The sequence below is a fragment of the Arthrobacter sp. SX1312 genome, assembly GCF_002929295.1.
In the GTDB taxonomy this organism is placed as follows: domain Bacteria; phylum Actinomycetota; class Actinomycetes; order Actinomycetales; family Micrococcaceae; genus Arthrobacter_D.
The window spans coordinates 494245-515998 of sequence record NZ_PJIM01000001.1 but is presented as its reverse complement, the minus strand read 5'-3'; the positions used below and the strand labels follow the sequence as shown (position 1 = coordinate 515998).

The 21754-nt window shown below is 69.5% G+C and carries 21 protein-coding genes and 1 tRNA gene; 4 read left to right on the top strand and 18 right to left on the bottom strand.

Annotation, left to right across the window (positions count from 1 at the left end; translation table 11 throughout):
* Positions 1-19: 19 nt before the first annotated feature.
* The 10 genes from CXQ92_RS02495 to CXQ92_RS02450 form a co-directional block, all read right to left on the bottom strand.
* Complete coding sequence (locus CXQ92_RS02495; protein WP_104164995.1) at positions 20-994, bottom strand: FKBP-type peptidyl-prolyl cis-trans isomerase; 975 nt, start codon at positions 992-994, stop codon at positions 20-22.
* 172 nt (positions 995-1166) lie between these two features.
* Positions 1167-2528, bottom strand: coding sequence for a Pup--protein ligase (pafA, locus tag CXQ92_RS02490; RefSeq protein WP_104164993.1), 1362 nt, complete (start codon positions 2526-2528; stop codon positions 1167-1169).
* Positions 2528-3262: a proteasome subunit alpha gene (prcA, locus tag CXQ92_RS02485; RefSeq protein ID WP_104164991.1), complete on the bottom strand. Its 735-nt coding sequence runs from the start codon at positions 3260-3262 to the stop codon at positions 2528-2530. Before prcA ends, pafA begins: the two co-directional genes overlap by 1 nt.
* A 3-nt stretch (positions 3263-3265) precedes the next feature.
* Positions 3266-4093 (bottom strand): proteasome subunit beta, encoded by an 828-nt coding sequence (gene prcB / locus CXQ92_RS02480; protein ID WP_104164989.1) that lies wholly within the window; start codon positions 4091-4093, stop codon positions 3266-3268.
* Positions 4094-4096: 3 nt separating this feature from the next.
* On the bottom strand, positions 4097-4306 hold the full coding sequence (locus CXQ92_RS02475; RefSeq protein WP_104166648.1) for a ubiquitin-like protein Pup: 210 nt from the start codon (positions 4304-4306) through the stop codon (positions 4097-4099).
* 46 nt (positions 4307-4352) lie between these two features.
* On the bottom strand, positions 4353-5918 hold the full coding sequence (gene dop / locus CXQ92_RS02470) for a depupylase/deamidase Dop (RefSeq protein ID WP_104166646.1): 1566 nt from the start codon (positions 5916-5918) through the stop codon (positions 4353-4355).
* Positions 5919-5995: 77 nt separating this feature from the next.
* Positions 5996-7753 (bottom strand): proteasome ATPase, encoded by a 1758-nt coding sequence (gene arc / locus CXQ92_RS02465; RefSeq protein ID WP_104164987.1) that lies wholly within the window; start codon positions 7751-7753, stop codon positions 5996-5998.
* Positions 7754-7889: 136 nt separating this feature from the next.
* Entirely contained in the window at positions 7890-8960 is a 1071-nt protein-coding gene (locus tag CXQ92_RS02460) for a tRNA (adenine-N1)-methyltransferase (protein ID WP_181033526.1), read from the bottom strand.
* A gap of 95 nt (positions 8961-9055) precedes the next feature.
* On the bottom strand, positions 9056-10222 hold the full coding sequence (locus tag CXQ92_RS02455; RefSeq protein ID WP_104164983.1) for a site-2 protease family protein: 1167 nt from the start codon (positions 10220-10222) through the stop codon (positions 9056-9058).
* Positions 10219-11007 (bottom strand): HAD family phosphatase, encoded by a 789-nt coding sequence (locus CXQ92_RS02450; RefSeq protein WP_258069672.1) that lies wholly within the window; start codon positions 11005-11007, stop codon positions 10219-10221. Before CXQ92_RS02450 ends, CXQ92_RS02455 begins: the two co-directional genes overlap by 4 nt.
* A 136-nt stretch (positions 11008-11143) precedes the next feature.
* Here CXQ92_RS02450 and CXQ92_RS02445 point away from each other — a divergent pair, with 136 nt between their 5' ends.
* Positions 11144-12001: a PAC2 family protein gene (locus CXQ92_RS02445; protein ID WP_258069786.1), complete on the top strand. Its 858-nt coding sequence runs from the start codon at positions 11144-11146 to the stop codon at positions 11999-12001.
* 51 nt (positions 12002-12052) lie between these two features.
* On the opposite strand, the gene mshC is transcribed toward CXQ92_RS02445, so the two are convergent.
* Together mshC and CXQ92_RS02435 are read right to left on the bottom strand one after the other, a co-directional pair.
* Positions 12053-13327: a cysteine--1-D-myo-inosityl 2-amino-2-deoxy-alpha-D-glucopyranoside ligase gene (gene mshC, locus CXQ92_RS02440; protein WP_104164981.1), complete on the bottom strand. Its 1275-nt coding sequence runs from the start codon at positions 13325-13327 to the stop codon at positions 12053-12055.
* A 23-nt stretch (positions 13328-13350) separates the two neighbouring features.
* A complete protein-coding gene (locus CXQ92_RS02435) occupies positions 13351-14175 on the bottom strand; it encodes an undecaprenyl-diphosphate phosphatase (protein WP_104164979.1) in 825 nt (274 codons plus the stop codon).
* Between the two features lie 50 nt (positions 14176-14225).
* On the opposite strand from CXQ92_RS02435, the gene CXQ92_RS02430 reads away from it, so the two are divergent.
* Complete coding sequence (locus CXQ92_RS02430) at positions 14226-15152, top strand: aldo/keto reductase (RefSeq protein ID WP_104164977.1); 927 nt, start codon at positions 14226-14228, stop codon at positions 15150-15152.
* 52 nt (positions 15153-15204) lie between these two features.
* Here CXQ92_RS02430 and CXQ92_RS02425 read toward each other — a convergent pair whose 3' ends face one another.
* Positions 15205-15471, bottom strand: coding sequence for a hypothetical protein (locus tag CXQ92_RS02425; RefSeq protein WP_104164975.1), 267 nt, complete (start codon positions 15469-15471; stop codon positions 15205-15207).
* 40 nt (positions 15472-15511) lie between these two features.
* Between CXQ92_RS02425 and CXQ92_RS02420 the strand changes: the two genes are divergently transcribed.
* The gene (locus CXQ92_RS02420; RefSeq protein ID WP_104120479.1) at positions 15512-15745 is read left to right on the top strand and encodes a DUF5703 family protein; all 234 of its coding nucleotides are present in this window, start codon (positions 15512-15514) and stop codon (positions 15743-15745) included.
* A gap of 45 nt (positions 15746-15790) precedes the next feature.
* Here the strand turns inward: CXQ92_RS02420 and CXQ92_RS02415 are convergent, their stop codons facing one another.
* From CXQ92_RS02415 to CXQ92_RS02395, 5 genes are all read right to left on the bottom strand, one after another.
* A complete protein-coding gene (locus tag CXQ92_RS02415) occupies positions 15791-16966 on the bottom strand; it encodes an acyl-CoA dehydrogenase family protein (RefSeq protein ID WP_104164973.1) in 1176 nt (391 codons plus the stop codon).
* Positions 16967-16994: 28 nt separating this feature from the next.
* Entirely contained in the window at positions 16995-18296 is a 1302-nt protein-coding gene (locus tag CXQ92_RS02410) for a M20/M25/M40 family metallo-hydrolase (RefSeq protein ID WP_104164971.1), read from the bottom strand.
* A gap of 162 nt (positions 18297-18458) precedes the next feature.
* Entirely contained in the window at positions 18459-18821 is a 363-nt protein-coding gene (locus tag CXQ92_RS02405; RefSeq protein ID WP_104166640.1) for a cupin domain-containing protein, read from the bottom strand.
* A gap of 350 nt (positions 18822-19171) precedes the next feature.
* A complete protein-coding gene (locus tag CXQ92_RS02400) occupies positions 19172-20923 on the bottom strand; it encodes an alkaline phosphatase D family protein (protein WP_104164969.1) in 1752 nt (583 codons plus the stop codon).
* Between the two features lie 168 nt (positions 20924-21091).
* Positions 21092-21175, bottom strand: a tRNA-Leu gene (locus CXQ92_RS02395).
* Between the two features lie 256 nt (positions 21176-21431).
* Between CXQ92_RS02395 and CXQ92_RS02390 the strand changes: the two genes are divergently transcribed.
* Positions 21432-21752: a hypothetical protein gene (locus CXQ92_RS02390; protein ID WP_104164967.1), complete on the top strand. Its 321-nt coding sequence runs from the start codon at positions 21432-21434 to the stop codon at positions 21750-21752.
* Positions 21753-21754 lie beyond the last annotated feature (2 nt).

The window sequence follows — 21754 nt, the reverse complement described above, 5'->3', positions numbered from 1 at the left end:
GGTTCGGTGGTGGGTGGTGCTACTCGGCGGCGGTCTTGCCGGTGATCTCGACGTAGAACACGAGGGTGCCGGAGGGGCGTCCCTCGGGGGCCGGGTCGCCGTAGCCCCAGGCTCCGGGGATGACGAGGAGGACCTGGGAACCGACCTTCTGCCCGGCGAGGCCCTTGGTCCAGCCCTCGATCACTCCGGTGAGCGGGAACTCGGCGGCCTCGCCGCGCTCGTAGCTGGAGTCGAACTGCTCGCCGTCCTCCCAGCGCCATCCGCTGTAGTTGGCGGTGATGGTATCGGCCTCGGTCACTTCCTCGCCCGTACCCTCCTTGAGGACCTTCACCACGAGGTCCTCCGAGGGCTCGTTGTCGGGGATGGTGACCGTGGGCGCGCCCTTGTCATCGAAGGTGAACGTGGGCAGCTGGCCGTCGTCGTCGAGCTTCTTGACGTCTTCCGGTGAGAGGACCTCGGGCTCGGGCGGAGGCTGCTCGGCCGAGATGACCTTCAGGACGATCAGCTGTTCCGGGGTCGCCTGCTGGCCCTCCGCGGGCTCGGGAGCGGGACGGGTGTAGGCCACCTGCGCGCCGACCTTCGAACCCGTCAGGACCTCGTACAGCTCGGCGTCCTGCTCCTTGAGCATGTCGTCGACGGGGAGGACCTGGGGGTCGCCCTGGCTGTAGGTGTCACCGAGGACCTCGCCGTCCTCGGCATTGAGCGACACGAGCTGGTAGCGCACCTGCTCGCCGGCCTCGATCGCGTCCCCATCTCCCTCCACGACGGTCTTCACGGCCACACCGGTGATGTCGAGTGGTTCGTCGAACTCGACGGTCGGTGCCTCTTCGTCGGTTCCGCCGGTCACGGCGACCGACTCGAGGATCTCGGCGGCGCCGGCCGACGTCCCCGACGCGTCCCCTGACGAGTCCCCCGTCAGGTCGTCCGTCGTGGGCCCGCCACAGGCTGACAGGAACAGCGTGAGTGCAAGGGAGGTTGTGAGTACTTTTCGCACGAAGCTACTTTCGGGTTGGTGTCCGGTCCGCCCGTGGAACAAAGGGCCCTGACAAGCCTAACGGCAACGGGGGCCGGGTTGCTCCTGTGAATGTCCCGCCAGCACCCTGACAGGACCCTGCGGACGGGACGATGGGCACGGCCGCGGAGGCCGGCGGGCAGCGCCCTCGCCGTCACAGCTGCTGCAGGAGTGCCTCGACGCGCTCGTCGACGGAGGCGAAGGGGTCCTTGCAGAGGATGGTCTGCTGCGCCCTGTCGTTGAGTTTGAGGTGCACCCAGTCGACCGTGTAGTCGCGGTTCGCCTCCTTGGCGCGCCGGACGAATTCTCCGCGGAGTCGTGCCCGGGTGGTCTGCGGAGGGACGTCCACCGCCTCCTTCACCGCCGTCTCCTCGACGACGCGGGCGGCCTCCCCCCTGGCCTGGAGGAGGAAGAACAGGCCGCGCGTGCGGGAGATGTCGTGGTAGGTGAGGTCGAGCTGGGCGGCCTTCGCCGAATCGAGGTCGTCGCCGGAGCGCGCCAGGTAGCGGTCGATCAGCTTCTTCTTGATCGCCCAGTCGACCTCCCGGTCGATGCGCGCGGTGTTCCCCGTCTCCACCGCGTCCAGGACGCGTTCCCACAGGTCCAGGATGGCGGGCACGTGCTGGTTGTGCGCGCCGTCCTGCTCCACGAACGCCGTCGCTTTCGCCAGGTACTCGCGCTGCATCTCGAGCGCGGTCATATGGCGGCCGTTGGCGAGTTTGAGGAGCTGTCGGCCCGTGAGGTCGTGGGAGATCTCGCGGATGCTGCGGATCGGGTTCTCCAGCCGGTAGTCGCGCATCAGCTCCCCCGCCTCGACCATCCGCAGCAGCAGGTCCACGGAGCCCACCTTGAGCAGCGTGGTGGTCTCGGACATGTTGGAGTCGCCGGCGATGACGTGCAGCCGACGGTAGTGCTCGGCGTCGGCGTGCGGCTCGTCCCGGGTGTTGATGATGGGCCGCGAGCGGGTCGTGGCGGAGGAGATGCCCTCCCACAGGTGGTCCGCGCGCTGCGAGAAGGCGTAGATGGACCCGGTCTGGGTCTTCAGGACCTTGCCGGCCCCGACGAGCAGCTGGCGTGTCACGAGGAACGGGATGAGGATGTCGGCGAGCCGGGCGAACTCGAGCTTGCGCGGGATGAGGTAGTTCTCGTGGCTGCCGTAGGAGTTGCCGGCGGAGTCGGTGTTGTTCTTGAAGAGGTAGATCCGCCCGTCGTAGCCCTCATGGGACAGCTTCCGCTGCGCCTCGGAGACGAGATCCTCCAGGATCAGCTCGCCGGCGCGGTCGTGGGCGACGAGCTGCGCGAGGTCGTCGCACTCCGCCGTCGCGTACTCGGGGTGGGACCCGACGTCCAGGTACAGCCGGGACCCGTTGGTCAGGAAGACGTTCGAGGACCTGCCCCAGCTGACGACCTTCCGGAAGAGGTAGCGGGCCACCTCCTCGGGGGACAGCGGGCGGGAGTTGGGCCCCGAGTAGGAGATGCCGAACTCGGTCTCGACCCCGAAGATGCGCCGGTCCATCAGCTGTCCTGTCCGCCCTGGAGCATGGTCTCGAGTTCGGGTCCGCCGATCCGGCGGAACGCGCGGTGGCTTCCCCGCAGGGTGTCCGGGTCGCGTTCGAGGAAGGCGACCTCGAGGACGGAGGGATCGAGGGCGGGAGTGCCTGGTCGGTCGCTGTCGGCCCCCGCGGGAGTCGCGAGGGCGCGGGCGGCGGCCCGCACGCCGTCGGTCAGGCCCACGTCCGCGGACCAGGTGCCGCGGAGGGCGCCGACGACGGCGTCGGCCGCGCCGCCCATGACCACGAACCCGGCCTCGTCGGCGATCGAGCCGTCGAAGGTGAGGCGGTAGAGATGGTCGGCGTCCTGGACGCGCCCCACCTCGGCGACCACGAGCTCCACCTCGAAGGGCTTGCTCTCGGCGGTGAACACGGCACCGAGGCTCTGCGCGTACACGCTGGCGAGCCCGCGCGCCGTGACGTCCTCGCGCGCGTAGGAGTACCCGCGGACGTCGGCGTAGCGGACCCCGGCCTGGCGGAGACTCTCGAACTCGTTGTACTTGCCGACCGCCGCGAAGGCGATGCGGTCGTAGATCTCGCCGAGCTTGTGCAGGGAGGGCGACGGGTTCTGGGCGACGAGGGCGATGCCGTCCCGGCAGCTCATCACCACCACCGACCGGCCCCGCCCGATGCCCTTGCGCGCGAAGTCGGCGCGGTCCTTCATCAGCTGTTCGGGCGAGACGTAGAACTGCTGGGTCATGGCCTATGCCTCCCGGCCCGCGGAGGAACGGGCGTCGATGATGGTGTGCGCGACGGCTTCGAGGTCACGCTCCGGGACGCGACGCGTGCCGGCCGCGTCCACGACGTACATCACGGGCCACAGGCCGCGCACGATGTCGGGTCCGCCGGTCGCGGAGTCGTCGTCCGCGGCGTCGTAGAGGGCTTCGACCGCGACGTGGACGGCGGACGCCTCGTCGAGTCGTGGGTTCCACAGTTTCTTCAGGGCCCCACGGGCGAAGACCGAGCCGGATCCGATGGAGTGGTGTTCGTGCTCCTCGTAGCGGCCTCCCGTGACGTCGAACGAGAAGAGGCGCCCGAGGTGCCGGTCCGTGTCGAAGCCGGCGAAGAGCGGCACGACGGCGAGGCCCTGCATGGCCATCGGGAGGTTCTGCCGGACCATCGCGGCGAGGCGGTTGGCCTTGCCGTCCAGGCTCATCATGGTCGCCTCGATCTTTTCGTAGTGCTCCAGCTCCACCTGGAAGAGCCGCGCCAGGTCGACGCCGATGCCGGCGCTGCCGGCGATCCCGAGCACCGAGGAGCGATCCGCGGGGAACACCTTCTCGATGTGGCGGCTGGCGATCACATTGCCCATCGTGGCCCGACGATCGCCGGCCATGAGCACGCCGCCCGGGAAGGTGAGCGACACGATCGTCGTCGCGTGCGGGGCGAGATGGGAGGCGTCGGAGGTCGCCGTGACCGGTCCGAGGGTCCGGTTCGACGGCAGCATGCCCGGATGGTGCGCGCCCAGGTAGTCGGCGAAGGACGTCGAGGCGGCCCGCGGGACCGCTGCCGCGGCATCATCCGGAAGCATCCGCTACTGGCCGCCCTTCTGCACGAAGCCGCGGACGAACTCCTCCGCATTGGACTCGAGGACGCCGTCGATCTCGTCGAGGAGGTCGTCCACGCCCTGGGTCTGGCCGGAATCCTGCGCCGCCGCGGGAGCCGCGGGGGCGGCGTCGGGGAGGTCCTCCTCCTCCGCTGCGGAGGAGGCGCCGCTGGTGTTTCTGCGGTCCTGTGTCGCCACGGTATCCACCCTTTCCGTCGTCGTCATCAATTCGGTGGTCAGGCTCCTATGGTGCCACGCGCCGATCCGGGCCGCTCAACAATCGGGCGAGGAAATCCTCGGCATCCGTGGCTGCATCGAACAACGCCCCGGTGAGCGCCTCCGTGCCGCGCAGCGGTTCGCGGGTCTGGACACGCTGCAGCCGCCGCTCCCCCGGGAGCTCGAAGATCAGCGAGTCCCAGCTCGCGCCCACCACTTCTGCGGGGTATTCGGCGATGCACCGGCCGCGGAAGTAGGCGCGCGTGTCCCGGGGCGGTTCGACGGCCGCCCGCGCGACGTCGGCGGGATCGACGAGGAGCTCGACGTCGCCCCGGCGGGCCAGCCGCTGGTAGATGCCCTTCTCGGGCCGCAGGTCGGCGTACTGCAGGTCGATGAGCGCGAGCCGGGGATCCGTCCATGCCAGGCCGTCCCGTGCCCGGTACGCCTCCAGGACCTTCAGCTTCGCGATCCAGTCGACCTCGCGGGCCGCCTCCATCGGATCGCGCCGCAGCGTCGCCAGCAGCGCCTGCCAGCGGTCGACGACGTCGCGGGTCTGCCGGTCCGCGTCCGCCGGCAGCGCGGCCAGGACCGCGTCGCAGTAGAGTTCCTGCAGCTGGAGCCCGGTCAGGCTCCGCCCGTCCTTCAGCCTGACCTCCACCGTCAGCGAGGGGTCGTGGCTGATGGCACGCAGCGCCTCGACCGGGTCCTCGAGTTCGGGCACCGGCGCGAGGCCCTGCTCGATGAGGGACAGGACGAGGGCGGTGGTCCCCACCTTCAGGTAGTTCGACACCTCGCTCAGGTTGGCATCGCCGATGATGACGTGCAGCCGCCGGTACTTCTCCGCGACCGCGTGGGGCTCGTCCCGCGTGTTGATGATCGGGCGCCGCACGGTCGTCTCGAGGCCGATCTCGTTCTCGAAGAAGTCGGCCCGCTGGCTGATCTGGAAGCCGGGCTCCTGGTTCACGGGGCCGAGGCCCACGCGACCGGCGCCGCAGATGACCTGGCGCGAGACGAAGAAGGGGATGAGCGCTTCTGCGAGCTTCGAGAAGGGCACGCTCCGGGGGACGAGGTAGTTCTCGTGGGAGCCGTAGGAGACGCTCTTGTTGTCGGTGTTGTTCTTGTAGAGGATCACGGGCGAGAAGCCGGGAGTGGTCCTGATGCGGTCCATCGCGGCGACGGCCACATGGTCCCCGGCGCGGTCCCAGAGGACGGCGTCGAGGGGATTGGTGACCTCAGGCGAGGAGTACTCCGGGTGGGCGTGGTCCACGTAGAGCCGGGCGCCGTTGTTGAGCACGAGGTTCATGAGCACGGCGACCTCGGCGGGCTCCCCGCGCTCGAGGGCGATCTGTTCGGCGGTGAGCTCCACGGGTTCGTCCGTCAGCTGGCTCGGGTGGGCACTGCCGCGGTCCATCCGGAAACCGCGGGCATCGGTCAGCGGCGTCTCGTCCGTGTAGTCCCAGCGCGTGCCCACGAGGTTGCCCAGCCCCTCGCGCAGCGTGGCGGCGTAGGCGTTGACCACCTGCGAGGACAGCAGCGTGGGGTTCGCCGACGGCAGGGCCGGCGCGATGATGCCGTACTCGGTCTCGGTCCCCATGACACGGTGGACGGAGACACCGTCACCGACGGCGGGCAGCTCCCCCGGCCGTCCGGCTCCCCGTCCACCCGTGACGATCACAGATACTGGCCCGTGTTCGCCGTCGTCTCGATCGACTTGCCCGGCTCCTGGCCGGCCTTGCCCTGCACGATGGTGCGGATGTACGTGATGCGCTCACCCTTCTTGCCGGAGATGCGCGCCCAGTCGTCCGGGTTCGTCGTGTTGGGCATGTCCTCGTGCTCGCGGAACTCGTCCACCACGGCCCGCATCAGGTGCTCGATGCGCAGGCCCTTGCTGCCGTCGAGGAGGAGGTCCTTGATGGCGTACTTCTTGGCGCGGTCCACGACGTTCTGGATGACCGCGCCGGAGTTGAAGTCCTTGAAGTAGAGCATCTCGGTGTCCCCGTTGGCGTAGGTCACCTCGAGGTACTCGTTGGACTTGTCCGTCGAGTACATCTGTTCGACCGTGCGCCGGATCATCTCGGCGATGGTGGTCTGGGGGTCGTTGCCGTTCTCGGCGAGGTCGTCCGCGTGCAGCGGCAGGTCCGCCGTGATGTACTTCGCGAAGATCTCGGCGGCGCCCTCGGCGTCGGGCCTCTGGATCTTGATCTTCACGTCCAGGCGCCCCGGCCGCAGGATGGCCGGGTCGATCATGTCCTCGCGGTTGGAGGCACCGATGACGATCACGTTCTCGAGCTTCTCGACGCCGTCGATCTCGCTGAGCAGCTGCGGCACGATCGTCGTCTCGACGTCGGAGGACACACCGGTACCGCGGGTACGGAAGAGGGAGTCCATCTCGTCGAAGAACACGACGACGGGGCTGCCGTCCGAGGCCTTCTCCCGTGCGCGGGCGAAGATGAGGCGGATGTGGCGCTCGGTCTCGCCGACGTACTTGTCCAGCAGCTCGGGGCCCTTGATGTTGAGGAAGTAGCTGCGGATCTGCTCGACGCCGGCGCGTTCGGCCGCGCGGGCGGCCAGCGAGTTGGCGACGGCCTTCGCGATCAGGGTCTTGCCGCAGCCCGGCGGTCCGTACAGGAGGATGCCCTTGGGCGGCTTGAGTCCGTGTTCCCGGTAGAGGTCGGGGTGCAGGAACGGGAGTTCGACGGCGTCGCGGATCTGCTCGATCTGGGGGCCGAGGCCGCCGATATCGCCGTACGCGATGTCCGGGACCTCTTCGAGCACGAGGTTCTCCACTTCGCTGCGCGGCACCTTCTCCAGGCCGTAGCCGGACTTCGTGTCGACGGCGAGGGCGTCGCCCACGCGGATCTTCTCGGCCTGCAGGGGGCCGCTGAGCTTGATGACGCGTTCGTCGTCCGTGCGCCCCACGACGAGCGCGCGGTCCGCGCCCAGGAGCTCCTTGACGGTGACGATCTCCCCGGCGCGTTCGAAGCCGAGCGCCGCGACGATGGTCAGGGACTCGTTCAGCAGCACTTCCTGGCCGGGAGCGAGCTGGCGGACGTTGATGAGCGGGCTGACGGTGACCCGGAGCTTCCGCCCCGACTGCAGGATGTCCGCGGTGTCCTGCACCGTCGCCTCGGTGGTGGTGCCGGGCTCGGAAGGGCGTTTCGGGTTCACCTGCATCACGGTGGCGAAGCTGAACGGGGCCGCGCCCTCCTTCTCGAGGGCCGCCTTCAGCCGGACGATCTCGGTGCGCGCGGCCTCGAGCGCCGCGACGAGCTTCCCGTTGTTCTGGGTGGCCGACCCCAGCTGGCGGTCGATCTGGCGCAGCTTGTCCCGCAGGACGTTCAGCTGGCGTTGCGCGGAGGAGTGGTCGACGAGAGGGGAGGCCGGCTCGCGCGATCCGGCGGCTGGAGCGTGGTCATCGGATTCCGGCATTTCGGTTCGCCACCTTCGGTTCGACCTTCGGCTGTCTTTCGACCTTAGCGCAGACGTCTGTCCGCCATGCGTACTGTTGCTGCGAGGTGACAACGCACGAGGGCGGCCGGTCTCTTCCCGCCGCCCGTGGGCGGGCCTACTCGACGGTGCCGCCGTCGGCGATCGCGTCGCGGCGGGCCTGGGCCTCCTCGGCGGGTAGGGACCCGCGCTGGATGGTGGACGCCGCATCCCGGGCGACGCGGCGCAACCGCTTGTCGGACACGTCGCGCTCCCCCACGGCCTGCGGCGTCCAAGCGTTGAGGTCCTCCTCGCTGAAGCCCGTCTTGGACGGCCGGCGCTTCGGGGTGAAGCCGGTGGCGCCCTCCGCCAGGCGGCGGGTGGTGAGGAGGAACCCGGTGTGCGCGACCATGCGGTGGTCGGGACGCACGGCGAGGCCCTCGAGGTGCCAGCCGCGCACCATCGACTCCCAGGCCTCGGGCTCGGTGAAGCGGCCGTCCGCCCGGATGGCCTCGGCGGTGCGGGAGAGCTGGGTGACCGTGGCCACGTAGCTGATCCAGACGCCGCCGGGGGCCAGGACCGTGGCGACGGCGTCGAGGCACTCCCAGGGGGCCAGCATGTCCAGCACCACGCGGTCCACCGATCCGGGGGCCTCCTGGGCGAGGACCTGTTCCTGGAAATCGCCGAGCGTGATCTGCCAGGCCGGGTGGGGCCCGCCGAAGATGGTCTCGACGTTGCCGCGGGCGATGTCCGCGAATTCCTCGCGGCGCTCGAAGGAGTGCAGGTAGCCGTGGTCGCCCACGGCCCGCAGCAGCGAGATGGACAGTGCGCCGGAGCCCACGCCGGCCTCGACCACGCGGGCGCCCGGGTAGATGTCGGCCATCGTGACGATCTGCCCGGCGTCCTTCGGGTAGACGACGGCCGCGCCGCGCGGCATGGACAGGACGAAGTCCGAGAGGAGCGGCCTCAGGGCCTGGTACAGCTGACCGGTGGTGTTCTCGAGGATGGTGCCCTCGGTGGCGCCGATGAGCGCGTCGTGCTGGAGGAAGCCCTTGTGGGTGTGGAATGCGCCACCGGGTGTGAGGGTGATGGTGTTCATCCGGCCCTTCTCGTCGGTCAGCTGCACGCGCTCGCCGGCGCGGAACGGCCCGCGGCGGGCTGCTGCGCCGTGCGGGTCGGCGGATGCTTCGGGTGTGGGGGTGGTGCTCATGGGTGGTCCTTCGGCGCGGGCCGGCGGGGCCGGCATGAATGAGGCGGGATGACTCGTGAGGAGGTGGGGCGGGTGGGCTGGAGCGCGGCCGCCGGTCAGGCGTCGGGCGGGGTTCCCAGGGCGCTCTTGCCGGTGATGGCCTGCACCACCGTCCGCTGGTGGAGCAGGCCGGTGACCGCGCCCGAGCGGTTCACGACGGCGTACTGGTTGCCCTCCAGCCGCGCGAGGAACTGCACGAGCTCCTGTCCCTCCGCCCACTCCGGGACGTAGGCGCCGGCGGCGAGGCGGCGTGCGGCGGCATTGACGGGCGTGTCGGCCGCGGCCTCGTCCGGGACGGCGAGCAGCGCGGCGTCGTCGACCACGGCCTCGGGGACGCCGGAGGCCCCGGTCAGGACGACCGAGACACCCGGGTTCTCCCGGAGGATGCGCCGGACGGCGAGCACGCTGGTGCCCGCCGGAACGCCGACGGCGGGTTCCTGCAGTCGGCCCGCGCTGATCGCGGGGAGGCGCAGGCGCATCCGCGCGTTCGTGATGGCGGCCGTCGCACCCATCCACAGGAACGCTCCCATGACCACGGCGATGAGGATGAACGTGAGGTCGGGACCGCGGCCCTGGACCAGCAGCACGCCGACCACGCCGCCCAGCAGCAGGACCACGAGGATGCGTCCGGCCCAGCCGGCGGCCACGGTGCCCTTCTCCTGGCTCCCGGTCACCCGCCAGACCGCGCTCTCGACGAGCCGCCCGCCGTCCAGGGGCAGCCCCGGCAGCACGTTGAAGACCGCGACGAGCAGGTTCGCCCAGACGAGGATGGTCGTCAGGAGGTAGGCGGCACCGCCCGGTGCCACCGCCTGGAGGATCACCCAGCCGAGACCTGCGAGCACGAAGTTCGCGGCGGGCCCTGCGAGGGCGACGAGGAGGGACCGTCCCGGAGAGGCGTTGAAGCTCGCGAACTGGGTGTGTCCGCCCCACAGGTTGAGCACGATCCGCGTGGTGGGCCAGCCGAAGGCGCGGGCCGTGAGGGCATGCGCCAGTTCGTGGACGAGCACGGAGGCCGCGAGGAGCAGGGCATACCCGAGGGCGACGGCATACGCGCCGGCGCCGATCCCGGGGATCAGCTGGCCCACGCGCGGTCCGAAGACCAGCACGATGAAGGCCGTGATCACGAACCAGGACCACGCCAGGACCACGGGAACACCGGCGATCCGGCCGAGCGGCAGGCCGGGGGTCTTCTCCTGCCGCGGTGCGTCCTGGACTCCGCTCACGCGACGTCCTCGCTGTCCTCGAACTCGTCCTCGGCGTCGGCCGCGGGCAGCAGAGCCGCGAGATCCGCAGGCGTGCGTCCGGCGAGTGTGTCCCAGTCGGTGCGGCGTGGGTCGGGCGGCAGCGGCACGAAGTGCGGGACGGCGAGGGTGGTGAGCCCGGCGGCGAGGGCGGCGGTCACCCCGGGCAGGGAGTCCTCGATCGCGACCACCTGGTGCTTGTGCAGTCCCGGGTGGTCGGCGGCCAGCAGGTCGAAGCCCAGCTGGTAGGACTCCGGGTCGGGCTTGCCGGCACTCACGCGGTCCCCGGTGACGAGGTGGGTGAAGGTCCCCTCGGGCAGGTGTGCGGCGACCGCGCTCGCGAGGAGGGTCTCGGACATGGTGACCATCGCGCAGGGGATGCCCTCGGCGTGCAGCGCGGCGAGCAGTTCCCGCGCTCCCGGACGCCAGGGGACGGCCCTGCTGACGTCGGCCGCCACGCGCCCGATGAGGTGGTCGATGATGTCGCGGATGCCGAGGTCCACCCCGGCCTGCTGGAGCTGCCCGGCGGAGAACTCGAGGGCCTGGCCGACCAGCGTGGTGGCCTGCTCGTCCGTCCAGGTCCCGCCGTGCGCCTCGACCAGGTCCTTCTCGGCCCGGATCCAGTACGGCTCGGTGTCGACGATGGTTCCGTCCATGTCCCAGAGCACGCCGCGCAGGCCCCCGGAGTTCCCGGCGACGGCCGCCTGCCCGTCGTCGGCCTCGTCGGGGGCAAGGATGTGCGTGCTGCCGGTGGGGTGGGTTGCCATGCCTCCAAGTCTACGGTGGCGGCCCGGGCGGACCCGCCGCCGTGCCCCCGGGGCGGCGGGAGCCCGCCTGACATGGCCGCGCACCGGGGTCTAGGGTGAGAGCGTGGATAGCTTCGAAGAGAACCAGCCGGTCGGCGTGCAGGATCTGTTCCAGGACGCGGACGAGCCCGAGCGCAGGATCACGATCATGCTCGCGGCCTTCGAGGGATGGAACGACGCCGGTGAGGCGGCCAGCGACGCACTGAAGTACATGGGGCGCTTCTTCGGCAGTGAACGCATCTCGACGATCGACGCCGACGAGTTCTACGACTTCCAGTTCACCCGCCCCATGATCAAGCGGAACTCCTCGGGACAGCGCCGCATCAAGTGGCCCAACACGCGTATCAGCAAGACCGTCGTGCCTCACTCGAATGTCGACCTGATCCTCGTCAACGGCGTGGAGCCCTCCTACAAATGGCGGGCCTACACCGCCGAGCTGGTCGCGCTGGCGAAGGAGCTCAGCGTGGACTGCATCGTCCTGGTCGGCGCTCTCCTCGCGGATGTACCCCACTCGCGTCCCATCCCCGTGACCGTCACGTCCGACGACGACCTCGTCCGGCAGAGCCTCGACGTCGAGCCGTCCACGTACGAGGGTCCCATCGGGATCGTCGGGGTGCTGGCGGAGATGGGCCTGCTCGCGGACATCCCCACCATGTCCCTGTGGGCCGCTGTGCCGCACTACGTGGGTCAGTCGCCCTCACCGAAGGCGCAGCTCGCACTCCTGAACAAGCTCGAGGAGATCCTGCAGATCGCTGTGGACACGCACGTCCTCACGGAGGAGTCGGAGGCCTGGGAACGCGGGGTCGATGAGCTCGCCACCGAGGACCCCGAGGTCGCCGCCTACGTGCGCCAGCTCGAGGAGGCGAAGGACACCGTGGACCTCCCGGAGGCCAGCGGCGAGTCGATCGCCCGCGAGTTCGAGCGGTACCTGAAGAAGCGCCGGCGCGAACAGTAGGCCGGCCGCCGCCCGGTACGCCCGGAGCAGCTACGCCTGAAGCAGGTACGCCTAGAGCCGTACGCCGAGCAGGGCGTCGACGACGTCTCCCAGTGCACGTCCACCGGTCCAGCCGCCGGTCCGCGCGGGCTGCGCCGCGGCCCACGCGTCGATCGCGGCCAGCGCGGACGGCGCATCGAGGTCGTGCGCCAGGTGCGCCCGCACACGGTCCCGGACCTCCACGACGTCCTGCTCCGTCGCGGACCGAGCCGCCCGGCGCCACGTGGCGAGACGGCGGATCGCGGCGTCGAGGACGCCGTCCGTCCACGACCAGTCCGCGCGGTAGTGGTGGGCGAGGATCGCCAGACGGATCGCCGCCGGGTCCACGCCTTCCTGGCGCAGCCTCGACACGAGCACCAGGTTCCCGCGCGACTTGCTCATCTTCTCGCCGTCGTAACCGACCATCCCGGCGTGGGCGTAGTGCTGCGCCAGGGGTGTGCCGCCGGCAGCCCAGGCATGCGAGGCGCTCATCTCGTGGTGCGGGAAGACGAGGTCCGAACCTCCGCCCTGCACGGTGAACGGGGCCGGCAGGAACTGCTGGGCGATCACGGCACACTCGATGTGCCAGCCCGGCCGGCCCTCGCCGAGCGACCCGGCGGGCCAGCTCGGCTCCCCCGGCCGCGCGACGCGCCAGAGGAGGGGATCGAGTGCGTTGCGCTTGTGGGGCCGCCGGGGGTCGCCGCCGCGTTCGGCCGACAGCGCGAGCATGGTCTCGACATCGAGGTGCGAGACCTGCCCGAGGAACCAGCGGGCGGTGTCGTCCGGGTCGAGGGCGGCTGCCGCGTCGAGGGAGAAGTAGACGTCGCCGTCGGGCTCCCCGCCCTCCCCCGGCACCGTGTAGGCGAGGTCGCGGTCCACCAGCTTCTCGACGATCGGGACGATCCAGTCGATCGACTCCACGGCGCCGATGTAGTGATCCGGCGGCAGGACGTTCAGGGCCTCCATGTCCTCACGGAACAGGGCGATCTGGTCGGCGGCGAGGTCCTGCCAGTCCACGCCCATGGCGGTGGCCCGTTCGAGGAGGGGGTCATCGACGTCGGTCACGTTCTGCACGTAGCGCACCGTGGAGCCCGCATCACGCCAGGTCCGGTTGAGGAGGTCGAAGGCCACGTAGGTCGACGCGTGGCCGAGGTGCGTGGCGTCGTAGGGGGTGATGCCGCAGACGTAGAGACTCTGCTCGGGGAGGTTCCCGAGGGGTGCCGGCCCCTGGAGCGCCGTGTCGAACAGGCTGATACCCGACTGGGTGCCGTCGAGTACTGGAACAGGGGTCGAATTCCACGCAATCACACTGTCAACCTTACGGCCCGCCGTCAGGCGCTGATGACGCCGAAGCCGAGGAGTACGTACAGGGCGAGGCCGAGCAGGATGCGGTACCAGACGAAGAGGCCGTAGCCGCGGGTCGTGACGTACCGGAGGAACCAGCCGATGATGGCGAAGCCGACGACGAAGGCCACGACGGTGGCCAGGGCGGTTTCCGCGAGCCCGTACGGACCGGTCTCGTCATAGCTCTTCACGAGTTGGAACACGCCGCTGCCGAACACCGCGGGGATGGCCAGCAGGAACGAGTAGCGTGCCGCGGCTTCGCGGGTGTAGCCCATGAGCAGCCCGGCGGTGATGGTGCCGCCGGAGCGCGACACGCCGGGGATCAGCGCCAGGGCCTGAGCCAGTCCGTACAGGATGCCGTGCCGGTAGGTGAGGCTCCTGAGGTCCTGTGTCTGCCGTCCGACGGCGTCGGCGATAGCCAGGATGATGCCGAAGACGATCAGCATCGTCGCGACGATCCACATGCTGCGGAACGAGCCCTCGATCTGCTCCTGGAACAGGAGCCCGAGCACGACGATCGGCACACTGCCGATGATGACCAGCCAGCCCATGCGCGCGTCCGGGTCGTTCCGCGGAACCGTGCCCCTCAGCGCGCCGAACCAGGCTTTGACGATCCGGACGATGTCCCGCCAGAAGAACACGACGACGGCGGTCTCGGTGCCGAGTTGGGTGATGGCGGTGAACGCCGCACCCGGGTCCTCCGCGTTCGGGAGGAACTCGCCCACGATGCGCAGGTGTGCGCTCGATGAAATGGGTAGGAATTCGGTGAGGCCCTGGACGAACCCCAGGATGATCGCTTCTATCCAATTCACTCTTACGACCCTAAGCCATGCGGCGGGTGGCAGGCTTTAGGCTTGGCCTCATGCAACGGCGAAATGTGGGGATGAGCGGCCTGACCGTGTCCGCTCTGGGGCTGGGCACCATGAACTGGGGCCAGGAAGTGTCCGAGGAGGCCGCCCGGGAGCAGCTCCGCCTCTTCGCCGATGCCGGCGGCACTCTCATCGAGACCGCGGCACGCTATGGCGAGGGCCAGGCGGAGGCAATACTGGGCGGTTTCGTCGGCGACACCGTGGCCCGCTCGGAGCTCGTCCTCGTGGTGCAGGGCGGCACCACCCGCACCGGGAGCCGACGCCTCGACGCCTCGCGCCGGGGTCTGCTCGATTCGCTCGACGCCTCCCTGTCGCTGCTCGGCACGGACCACGTCGACGTGTGGCTCGCGCCATCCCCTGACTCCGCCGTGCCGCTGGAGGAGACGCTGAGCGCGCTGGAAGCGGCCTACGTGACCGGTCGGGCGCGCTACGTCGGCGTCTCCGACTACGCAGGTTGGGAGTTCGCCCGCGCGGCCGCGACGGCGTCCTTCCCGCTCCTCGTCAACGACGTCGAGTACTCGCTCGTGAACCGCGGCGCCGAGCGGGACGTGCTCCCCGCCGCGGAGGCGTTCGGGGCTGCGGTGTTCGCCTGGGGGCCGCTGGGCCGCGGCGTCCTGACCGGCAAGTACCGCGGCAGGATCCCCACGGAGTCACGTGGAGCCTCCGATGTGTGGGCGCCGTACGTGGAGCCCTACCTCGCCGGGAAACCCCAGCGCATCACGGAGGCGCTGTGCACGGCGGCGCGCGGACTGGATCTGCAGCCCCACGAACTCGCCCTGCGCTGGCTCCTCCACCGGTCCGGTGTTGCCTCGGCGATCGTGGGCGCCCGGACGCCGCAGCAACTCAAGGAGATCCTGCAGACCAGCGGCTCGCCCGTGGCGGAACCCATCGCTGCGGTCCTTGACGAGGTTTCTGCCTGAAGCACGAGGTCTCCGCCTCAGGGGTCGGGCCTCAGGGGTCAGTTCTGAGGAGTCAGTTCTCCACTTCGGCTTCCACGAGGTCCGGCGCATACTCGGCGTCGTCGTCCTCGTCGTCCGCCTCCTCGTAGATCTCGAGGGGGGTGACCTCCCCGAAGGCGTCGTAGAGGGCCTCCTCGTAGACCTCGAACGCATCGGCGATCCCCACGTAGGCCGCCTCGACGGCCGGATCGTCCTCGCGCCGTCGTGATGCCGAGGCCGCAAGGTGCTCTTCGAGGGCTGTCACGAGGGACTGGAGCGCGACACGCGGATCTATGCTCATGGCTAGACGTTATCGGTAAAGTGGACCGAATTGGAGGGATATGCGAGAACATTTTCTGAACGCCACAGCCGTCCGGGAGCGCGATTACGGCCGCCAGTACGAGTACCTGGTCCTCACGGTGAACGCCGGGGAACCGCTGCCGGCCGCGCGCAAACTCGTCGCCGAGCACGCCGAGTACGGCAAGTGGGAACTCGAGCGCAGCTGCATCTACATGGGGGGCGGCCGACGGTACTGGCTGCGGCGGAAAGTGCTCCGCGTCGAACGCACCGCCTGAACCCCCCCCTGCTTCGAGGAGGTCCCGAGCAGGTGGGTGGGCCCGTCAGCCAGACGGCGGACCCAGCAGCGCGGTCGCGACCGTGGCCCGCGCGGACTCCTCCGTCGACGGATGGAACTGCCCGGCCAGCGCGTCGCGGTGGAGGCGGGCAGTCTCCGACGACGCCGAGAACCCCGACCCCCCACCCACGTGGAGCGCTGCCGTGGTGGCGGCCACCGCAGCCTCCACCGCATGCGTCTTGAGCGTCACGAGGCGCGCGAACCACTGCGCCGTTTCGCCCGCCCGTGCGTCCAGATCCCGCGTGACCTGCCGGAGTTCCGCCTCCGCGCCGGTCCGCCGCATGGCGGGCCCGGCCAGCAGGTTCCGCAGCACAGGGTCGTCGGACAGTGCGCGGTCCCCCACGTGGCTCCGGCGGCGCGTCATGGCGTCCACCGTGAGCTCGAGGGCGCGGTCCGCGATCCCGAGGTAGACGGACGCGACGAGCGTCTCGAACGCCGCGAAGATCCCGAAGACCAGCGGGTCCGCATTCGGCCCCACCGGCAGGGTGCGGAAGACCGCGTCCGGGGGGACCCTCACTCCGGCCAGGCGGGTCGTGTTGGACTGCGTGGCGCGCATCCCCAGCGGATTCCAGTCCTCGAGGGTCTCCACTCCCGGGGTGCCGCGGGGGACGAAGGCGTGGAGGATCGTGTCGTCCCCGCGGTTCCCGCCCTCGAGCTTCCCGAAGATCCCGAGGCGGGTCCACACGGGTGAGAGGCTCGTGAAGACCTTCGTGCCGGTGAAGCTGTACCCGCCGTCCGCCAGGCGTTCCACCCGTGTCAGCGAGTCGAACAGGACGGCGTCGTTGCCCGGCTCCGAGACGCCGAACGCGAAGACCTCTCCTCCCGCGGCGTCGTCGAAGACGAACCGCAGCGAGGAGTCGCCGCGGTCCGCGAGGAGGCCGGCGACGGCCGTCCAGACCAGATGCATGTTGATGCCGAGTGCCGTGGCGGGGGCGGCCGCGGCGAGCCGCCGCTGGGCTGCGGCGGCCAGCGCCATCCCGCCCGCGTCGCCCGGCGGTGTATCCGTCAGGAGGCGCAGGTACCCGAGCGCGGTCAGCTCCTCGAAGTCCTCGGTGAAGAAGGTGTTCGCGGCGTCGTAGCCGGCGGCGCGTCCCCGGAACCGCTCGAGCAGATCCTCCGGCAGGAACTGCCCGATGCCGTGAGCCGTCGTCGTGGTGGTCATGGCGCCTCCCGGGGTGGTCGGATCCTGCTCAGTAGGTGGTGAGCAGACGGGCCAGCACCTTCGCACCGAAGCGCAGCGAGTCGGTGGGCACGCGCTCGTCCACGCCGTGGAACATGCCCGTGAAATCGAGCTCGTCGGGCAGCTGCAGGGGCGCGAAGCCGTAGCCGGTGATGCCGAGGCGGCTCAGCGACTTGTTGTCCGTGCCGCCCGAGAGCGTGTACGGGAGGACCTTCGCGCCGGGGTCCTCCGCGTGCAGGGCGTCGATCATCGAGTCCACGAGGTTGCCGGCGAACGGCACCTCGAGCGAGGTGTCCTTGTGCTCGTAGCTCACTTCGACGCCGTCGCCCGCGAGCCCGCGGATGATCTCCAGCACCTGGTCCTGCTGGCCGGGCAGCGTGCGCACATCGATCAGCGCCTCGGCGGTCCCGGGGATCACGTTGTGCTTGTAGCCGCTCTTGAGCACCGTCGGGTTGGCGGTGTTCTGCAGGGTCGCCCCGACGAAACGCGCCACGGTGCCGAGCTCCCTGAGGAGCACGTCCGGGTTGTCGGGGTCGAATTCGACGCCGGTCAGCTCGGTGACGCCGTCGAGGAACTGGCGTGTGGTGGGCGTCAGCTCGATGGGCCAGGCGTGGTCGCCGATGCGCGTGACGGCCCGCGCCAGGGCGGTGACGGCGTTGTCGGTGTTGATCTGGGAACCGTGACCGGCGCGGCCGTGGGCCACCAGGCGCAGCCAGGAGATGCCCTTCTCCGCCGTCTGCAGGAGATACGTCCGCTGGCCGCCGATCGTCGCGGAGAACCCGCCCACCTCCGAGATGGCCTCCGCGGCGCCCTCGAAGACCTCCGGCTTGTTGTCCACGAGCCAGGACGCACCGTAGGCCCCGCCGGCTTCCTCGTCGGCGAAGAACCCGAAGATGAGGTCCCGCTTGGGCTTGATGCCGTCGCGCTGCATGGACCGCAGGACGGACAGGATCATGGCGTCCATGTCCTTCATGTCCACCGCGCCGCGGCCCCAGATCAGACCGTCCTTCTCCTCGCCGCCGAAGGGGTCGACCGCCCAGTCCTCCTTCTGCGCGGGGACGACGTCGAGGTGGCCGTGCACCACGAGCGCGGGCAGGGAGGAGTCCGTGCCCTCCATGCGGGCGAGAACGGAGGTGCGGCCTGGAGCGGCCTCGAACAGCTGGGTCGGGAGTCCCACCTCCTCGATGAGTCCGGCGGTGTACTCGGCGGCCTTCCGCTCCCCCGGGCCCGCGTTGTCCCCGAAGTTCGAGGTATCGATGCGGATCAGTTCCTGGCAGATCCTGACGACTTCATCTTCGGGTGTGATGCCCACGTGGTCCTCCTCGGTAGCGGTTGCGACTCCAGCCTACCGAGCGCCCGCCCCCCGGGTCCGGCCGACCTGCCTGCAGACACGAGAAGGCCCCGGCCGGATCTGTCCGACCAGGGCCTGACTGGTGCAGGGCACGTGTCTTCGGGGCGTGCTGCGTTCCCGGATTCAGGGTTTGGCGTAGTCGGCGAACCCCTGCCAGTCGATGAAGACACACGGTGTGTCTCCCACCACCCAGGCGTCATGCCCGGGGGCCATGGCGGCGAAATCACCCGGCCCGTACTCCATCTCCTCTCCGTCGTTCATGACGACCCTCATCCGGCCGGACACGAAGTAGCCCACGTGGGCGGCCTGGCAGCTGTCGGTCTTCGCGATCGGTTTGACGTGCTCGGACCAGTGCCAGCCGGGATGGAAGGTGGCGCGGCCCACCGGGCCCCGTTCCGAATCGACGAGTTGGAGCTGGCCCGAGTCGCCCTCGAAGGGACGCGTCTCCTCGGGCGCATCAAGGCTCTTCCGAATCAAACCAGGCATCGTGACCTCCTGTGGGTCGTAGTGATCGTTCGTTGTGGTGAAGCGCCGGCGGCTGCTCCGGGGCCGCTCGTCCGGTCCGTGCACCGTGGGGAGAATGTGCATCCATTCCGAGAAGGCGGCGATGTCGTTTCACCCTCCGGTGACGTCTGCGCAGCTCAGTCTCACCCTCCGATGACGTCTGCGCAGCTCAGGCGATGCCCCTGCACACGGCTTCGGGCGGGGACATCCAGCTGGTTCTGCCTGTTTTGTGGGACCAGAATGAACCTGCCGTCCCGAGGGGTCAAGAGCACATCGGACCCGATCTCGAGTTCTGCGCCGTTCCGGCGGCAGCACGGGGAGGCGCATGATCCCTACTTGCGCCGTCCTCTCCGTGCCCAATTGCCCCTGGACGTCGAGAGCGCTGCCTCGGGCACAGCTTCCCCTCCCGGCACGTTTCCGGACCCACGCCGCGGCACTGTCATGGCGGCAACCTCCTTGAGCCGGGGGTGGAGATGGTCGTCACCGTCCACCGTGCCCGACTGCCACGACAGCGTGAGCCCGTCCGCGGTGTCCTCGAGCGACGCGAGGTTGTTGTCGAACCACGGTCCCCTGATGTTCCGCCAGCGGAACGGTGGATCGGGAACTTTCACGGAGCGCGCCACGAGTGCCCCGAGAGGTGCCGCCACGGCGTAGGACAGGATGGCCGTGGAGGAGCGCAGGAGCCGCGGCAGCGGATTGCGGATCGGGGAGCAGACCACCTGGAGGATACGGCTGCCCGACGTCCTGTCCACCTCCGCAACGTACGAGAAGTGGACGTCTCCCGACAGGAAGGTCACCGTCTCCGGTGCCGGGCCCCGGTTGCCGTCCGCCACGTCCGTCGCCATGAGGGCCACGGCGCGGAAGCTGTTCTGGAAGGCGGCCCAGTGTTCGAGATCCATGCCCTGCCGCAGTTTCTCGCCCAGCCGTGCGCCCAGCGCGCCCCACGCACCCTGAGCGAGGGCCTCGTCCCACGACTCGATGTGATGCAGCCCCAGCGGCAGGAGGAACGGCAGCGAGGTTCCCACCAGCAGGTGCCGGAATCCGCCCACCATCCTGTGATCCAGCCACGCCGTCTCCTCCTCGCTGAGCAGGGAGCGCGCATCGGGTGTCAGCACGCGGGATACGCGGGAGTCGACCACGATCAGGCGCGTGTCATCGAAGTCGCGGCAGTAGCTCCAGCGGTAGCTGGCCGGGTCCTTGTCCGCCCGGTCGGCGAAGGCGTCGAGCTCCTCGCTCAGGTCGAGCTCGGCGGCGTCGTGATGGTCGACGATCCGTTGCCAGATGCGGTCCTCGGCACGCCCGTCCGGTGACAGGTTGCCGAGGTGCTGGTACACCCAGTACGACGCCAGGCCCGCGACGATCCGGTCCTGCCACCAGGAGGTGGCCTCCATTTCCTGCTTCCAGGAGGTGGAGGCGTTCCAGTCATCACGGATGTCGTGGTCGTCGAAGATCATGGCACTGGGAAGGGTGGACAGCAACCAGCGGTTGGCACTGTCGGACCAGGCCAGGTTGTACAGGTGGGCGTATTCCTCGTAGTCCTTCAGCTCGGCGCCGGGCTCCTCCTCGATGTCCCTCCGCCCGCGGATGAACTGCTGCATCTCCTCACTGGTGGAATCGGCGTACACCTGGTCGCCGAGGAAGAGCATCAGGTCCGGCCGCGGTGAACTGTCGTCCTTCGTCCGGTGGAGCGCGTACGCACGCATGGCGTCGATGCCGTGAGTCCGATTGCCCTCCTTGGTGTGGGGGACGCTCGTGCGGCAGGACCCGAAGGCCAGTCGCAGGGGCTTCCCCGGGGTGCGTGTCGCGATGCTCGACGGCGGGAATTCGGGAACGGATCCGGGGTCCGGCCAGGCCTGGTGTCCGTCGATCTCCACCGTGTAGGCGGTGACGCTTCCCGGCTCGAGTCCGTCCACCTCGACGAGCGCGTAATGGTGCCCGTGGACCGCGAAGGTGCGTGCTTCCCAGGATCGCCGGGCGGCCCGGACGACGACGCGAGCCGCGGCACCGACCTCCACCCAGATACTGGCCGAGGTTTCGTCGACGTACCGCAGTATGGGGCCGAGGACCAGAGGATTTGGTGTCATACGTATGTTCTACCCTTCGGCACGCAGGTTGATACAGAAGAGCTTGCATTGCAGATCACCATGCGAACCGCAGGCCCACGGATGGCCGAAGTCGGCACTCGCGTGGTCGGATCCGCCTCCACAAGGTCGAGGGCACAAAAAAACCCCGGCGAACCGGGGTTTTCTTTGTGCGCGGAGGGGGACTTGAACCCCCACCCTCAATAAGAGGACTAGCACCTCAAGCTAGCGCGTCTGCCATTCCGCCACCCGCGCGGGTGGTTTTCACCGTAGAAACCGGCGAAAGCAACGAGAAATACTCTAACACGACTTCACCCGGGTTGTTGAATCGGCGGGCGCTAGGAGGGCGACCACCGTATCCCCCATGGATCCGGTCGACGGCGGCAGCCATACGTACTGCCGGGGAAAGGGCAACATCAACCGCACCCTGCCCGCCGCCGTCGCCCCACGCCTATGCTGGAGCGAGGACTGACCGGTGCCCGCAGCGCCAGGAGTGGAAGGAAGGAACCACATGGACCACGAAGACCAAACCGATTCCGACCGGGACCACGACACGGAGCCGCACGAGAAACGCGACCGGGAGCAGCACGCCCTGACCAGCGACGCCATGGAACGCGCGAACATCTCGATCGGCGACCTGTGGGAGCACTACTTCAGCATGGGCGGAGGCGTGGACGAGTACGAGGTCACCGCCTATCTGCACGGCCTGATCGAGCTCCCGGCACACGAGCGGGACTGCATCTCGCAGGCCGTCAACGAGCTCTACGACGATCTCTGCCGGCAGCAGGGAGCCCCTTACAGTTCAGGGCACCTCCGCCGCGGCGACGGCTGAGG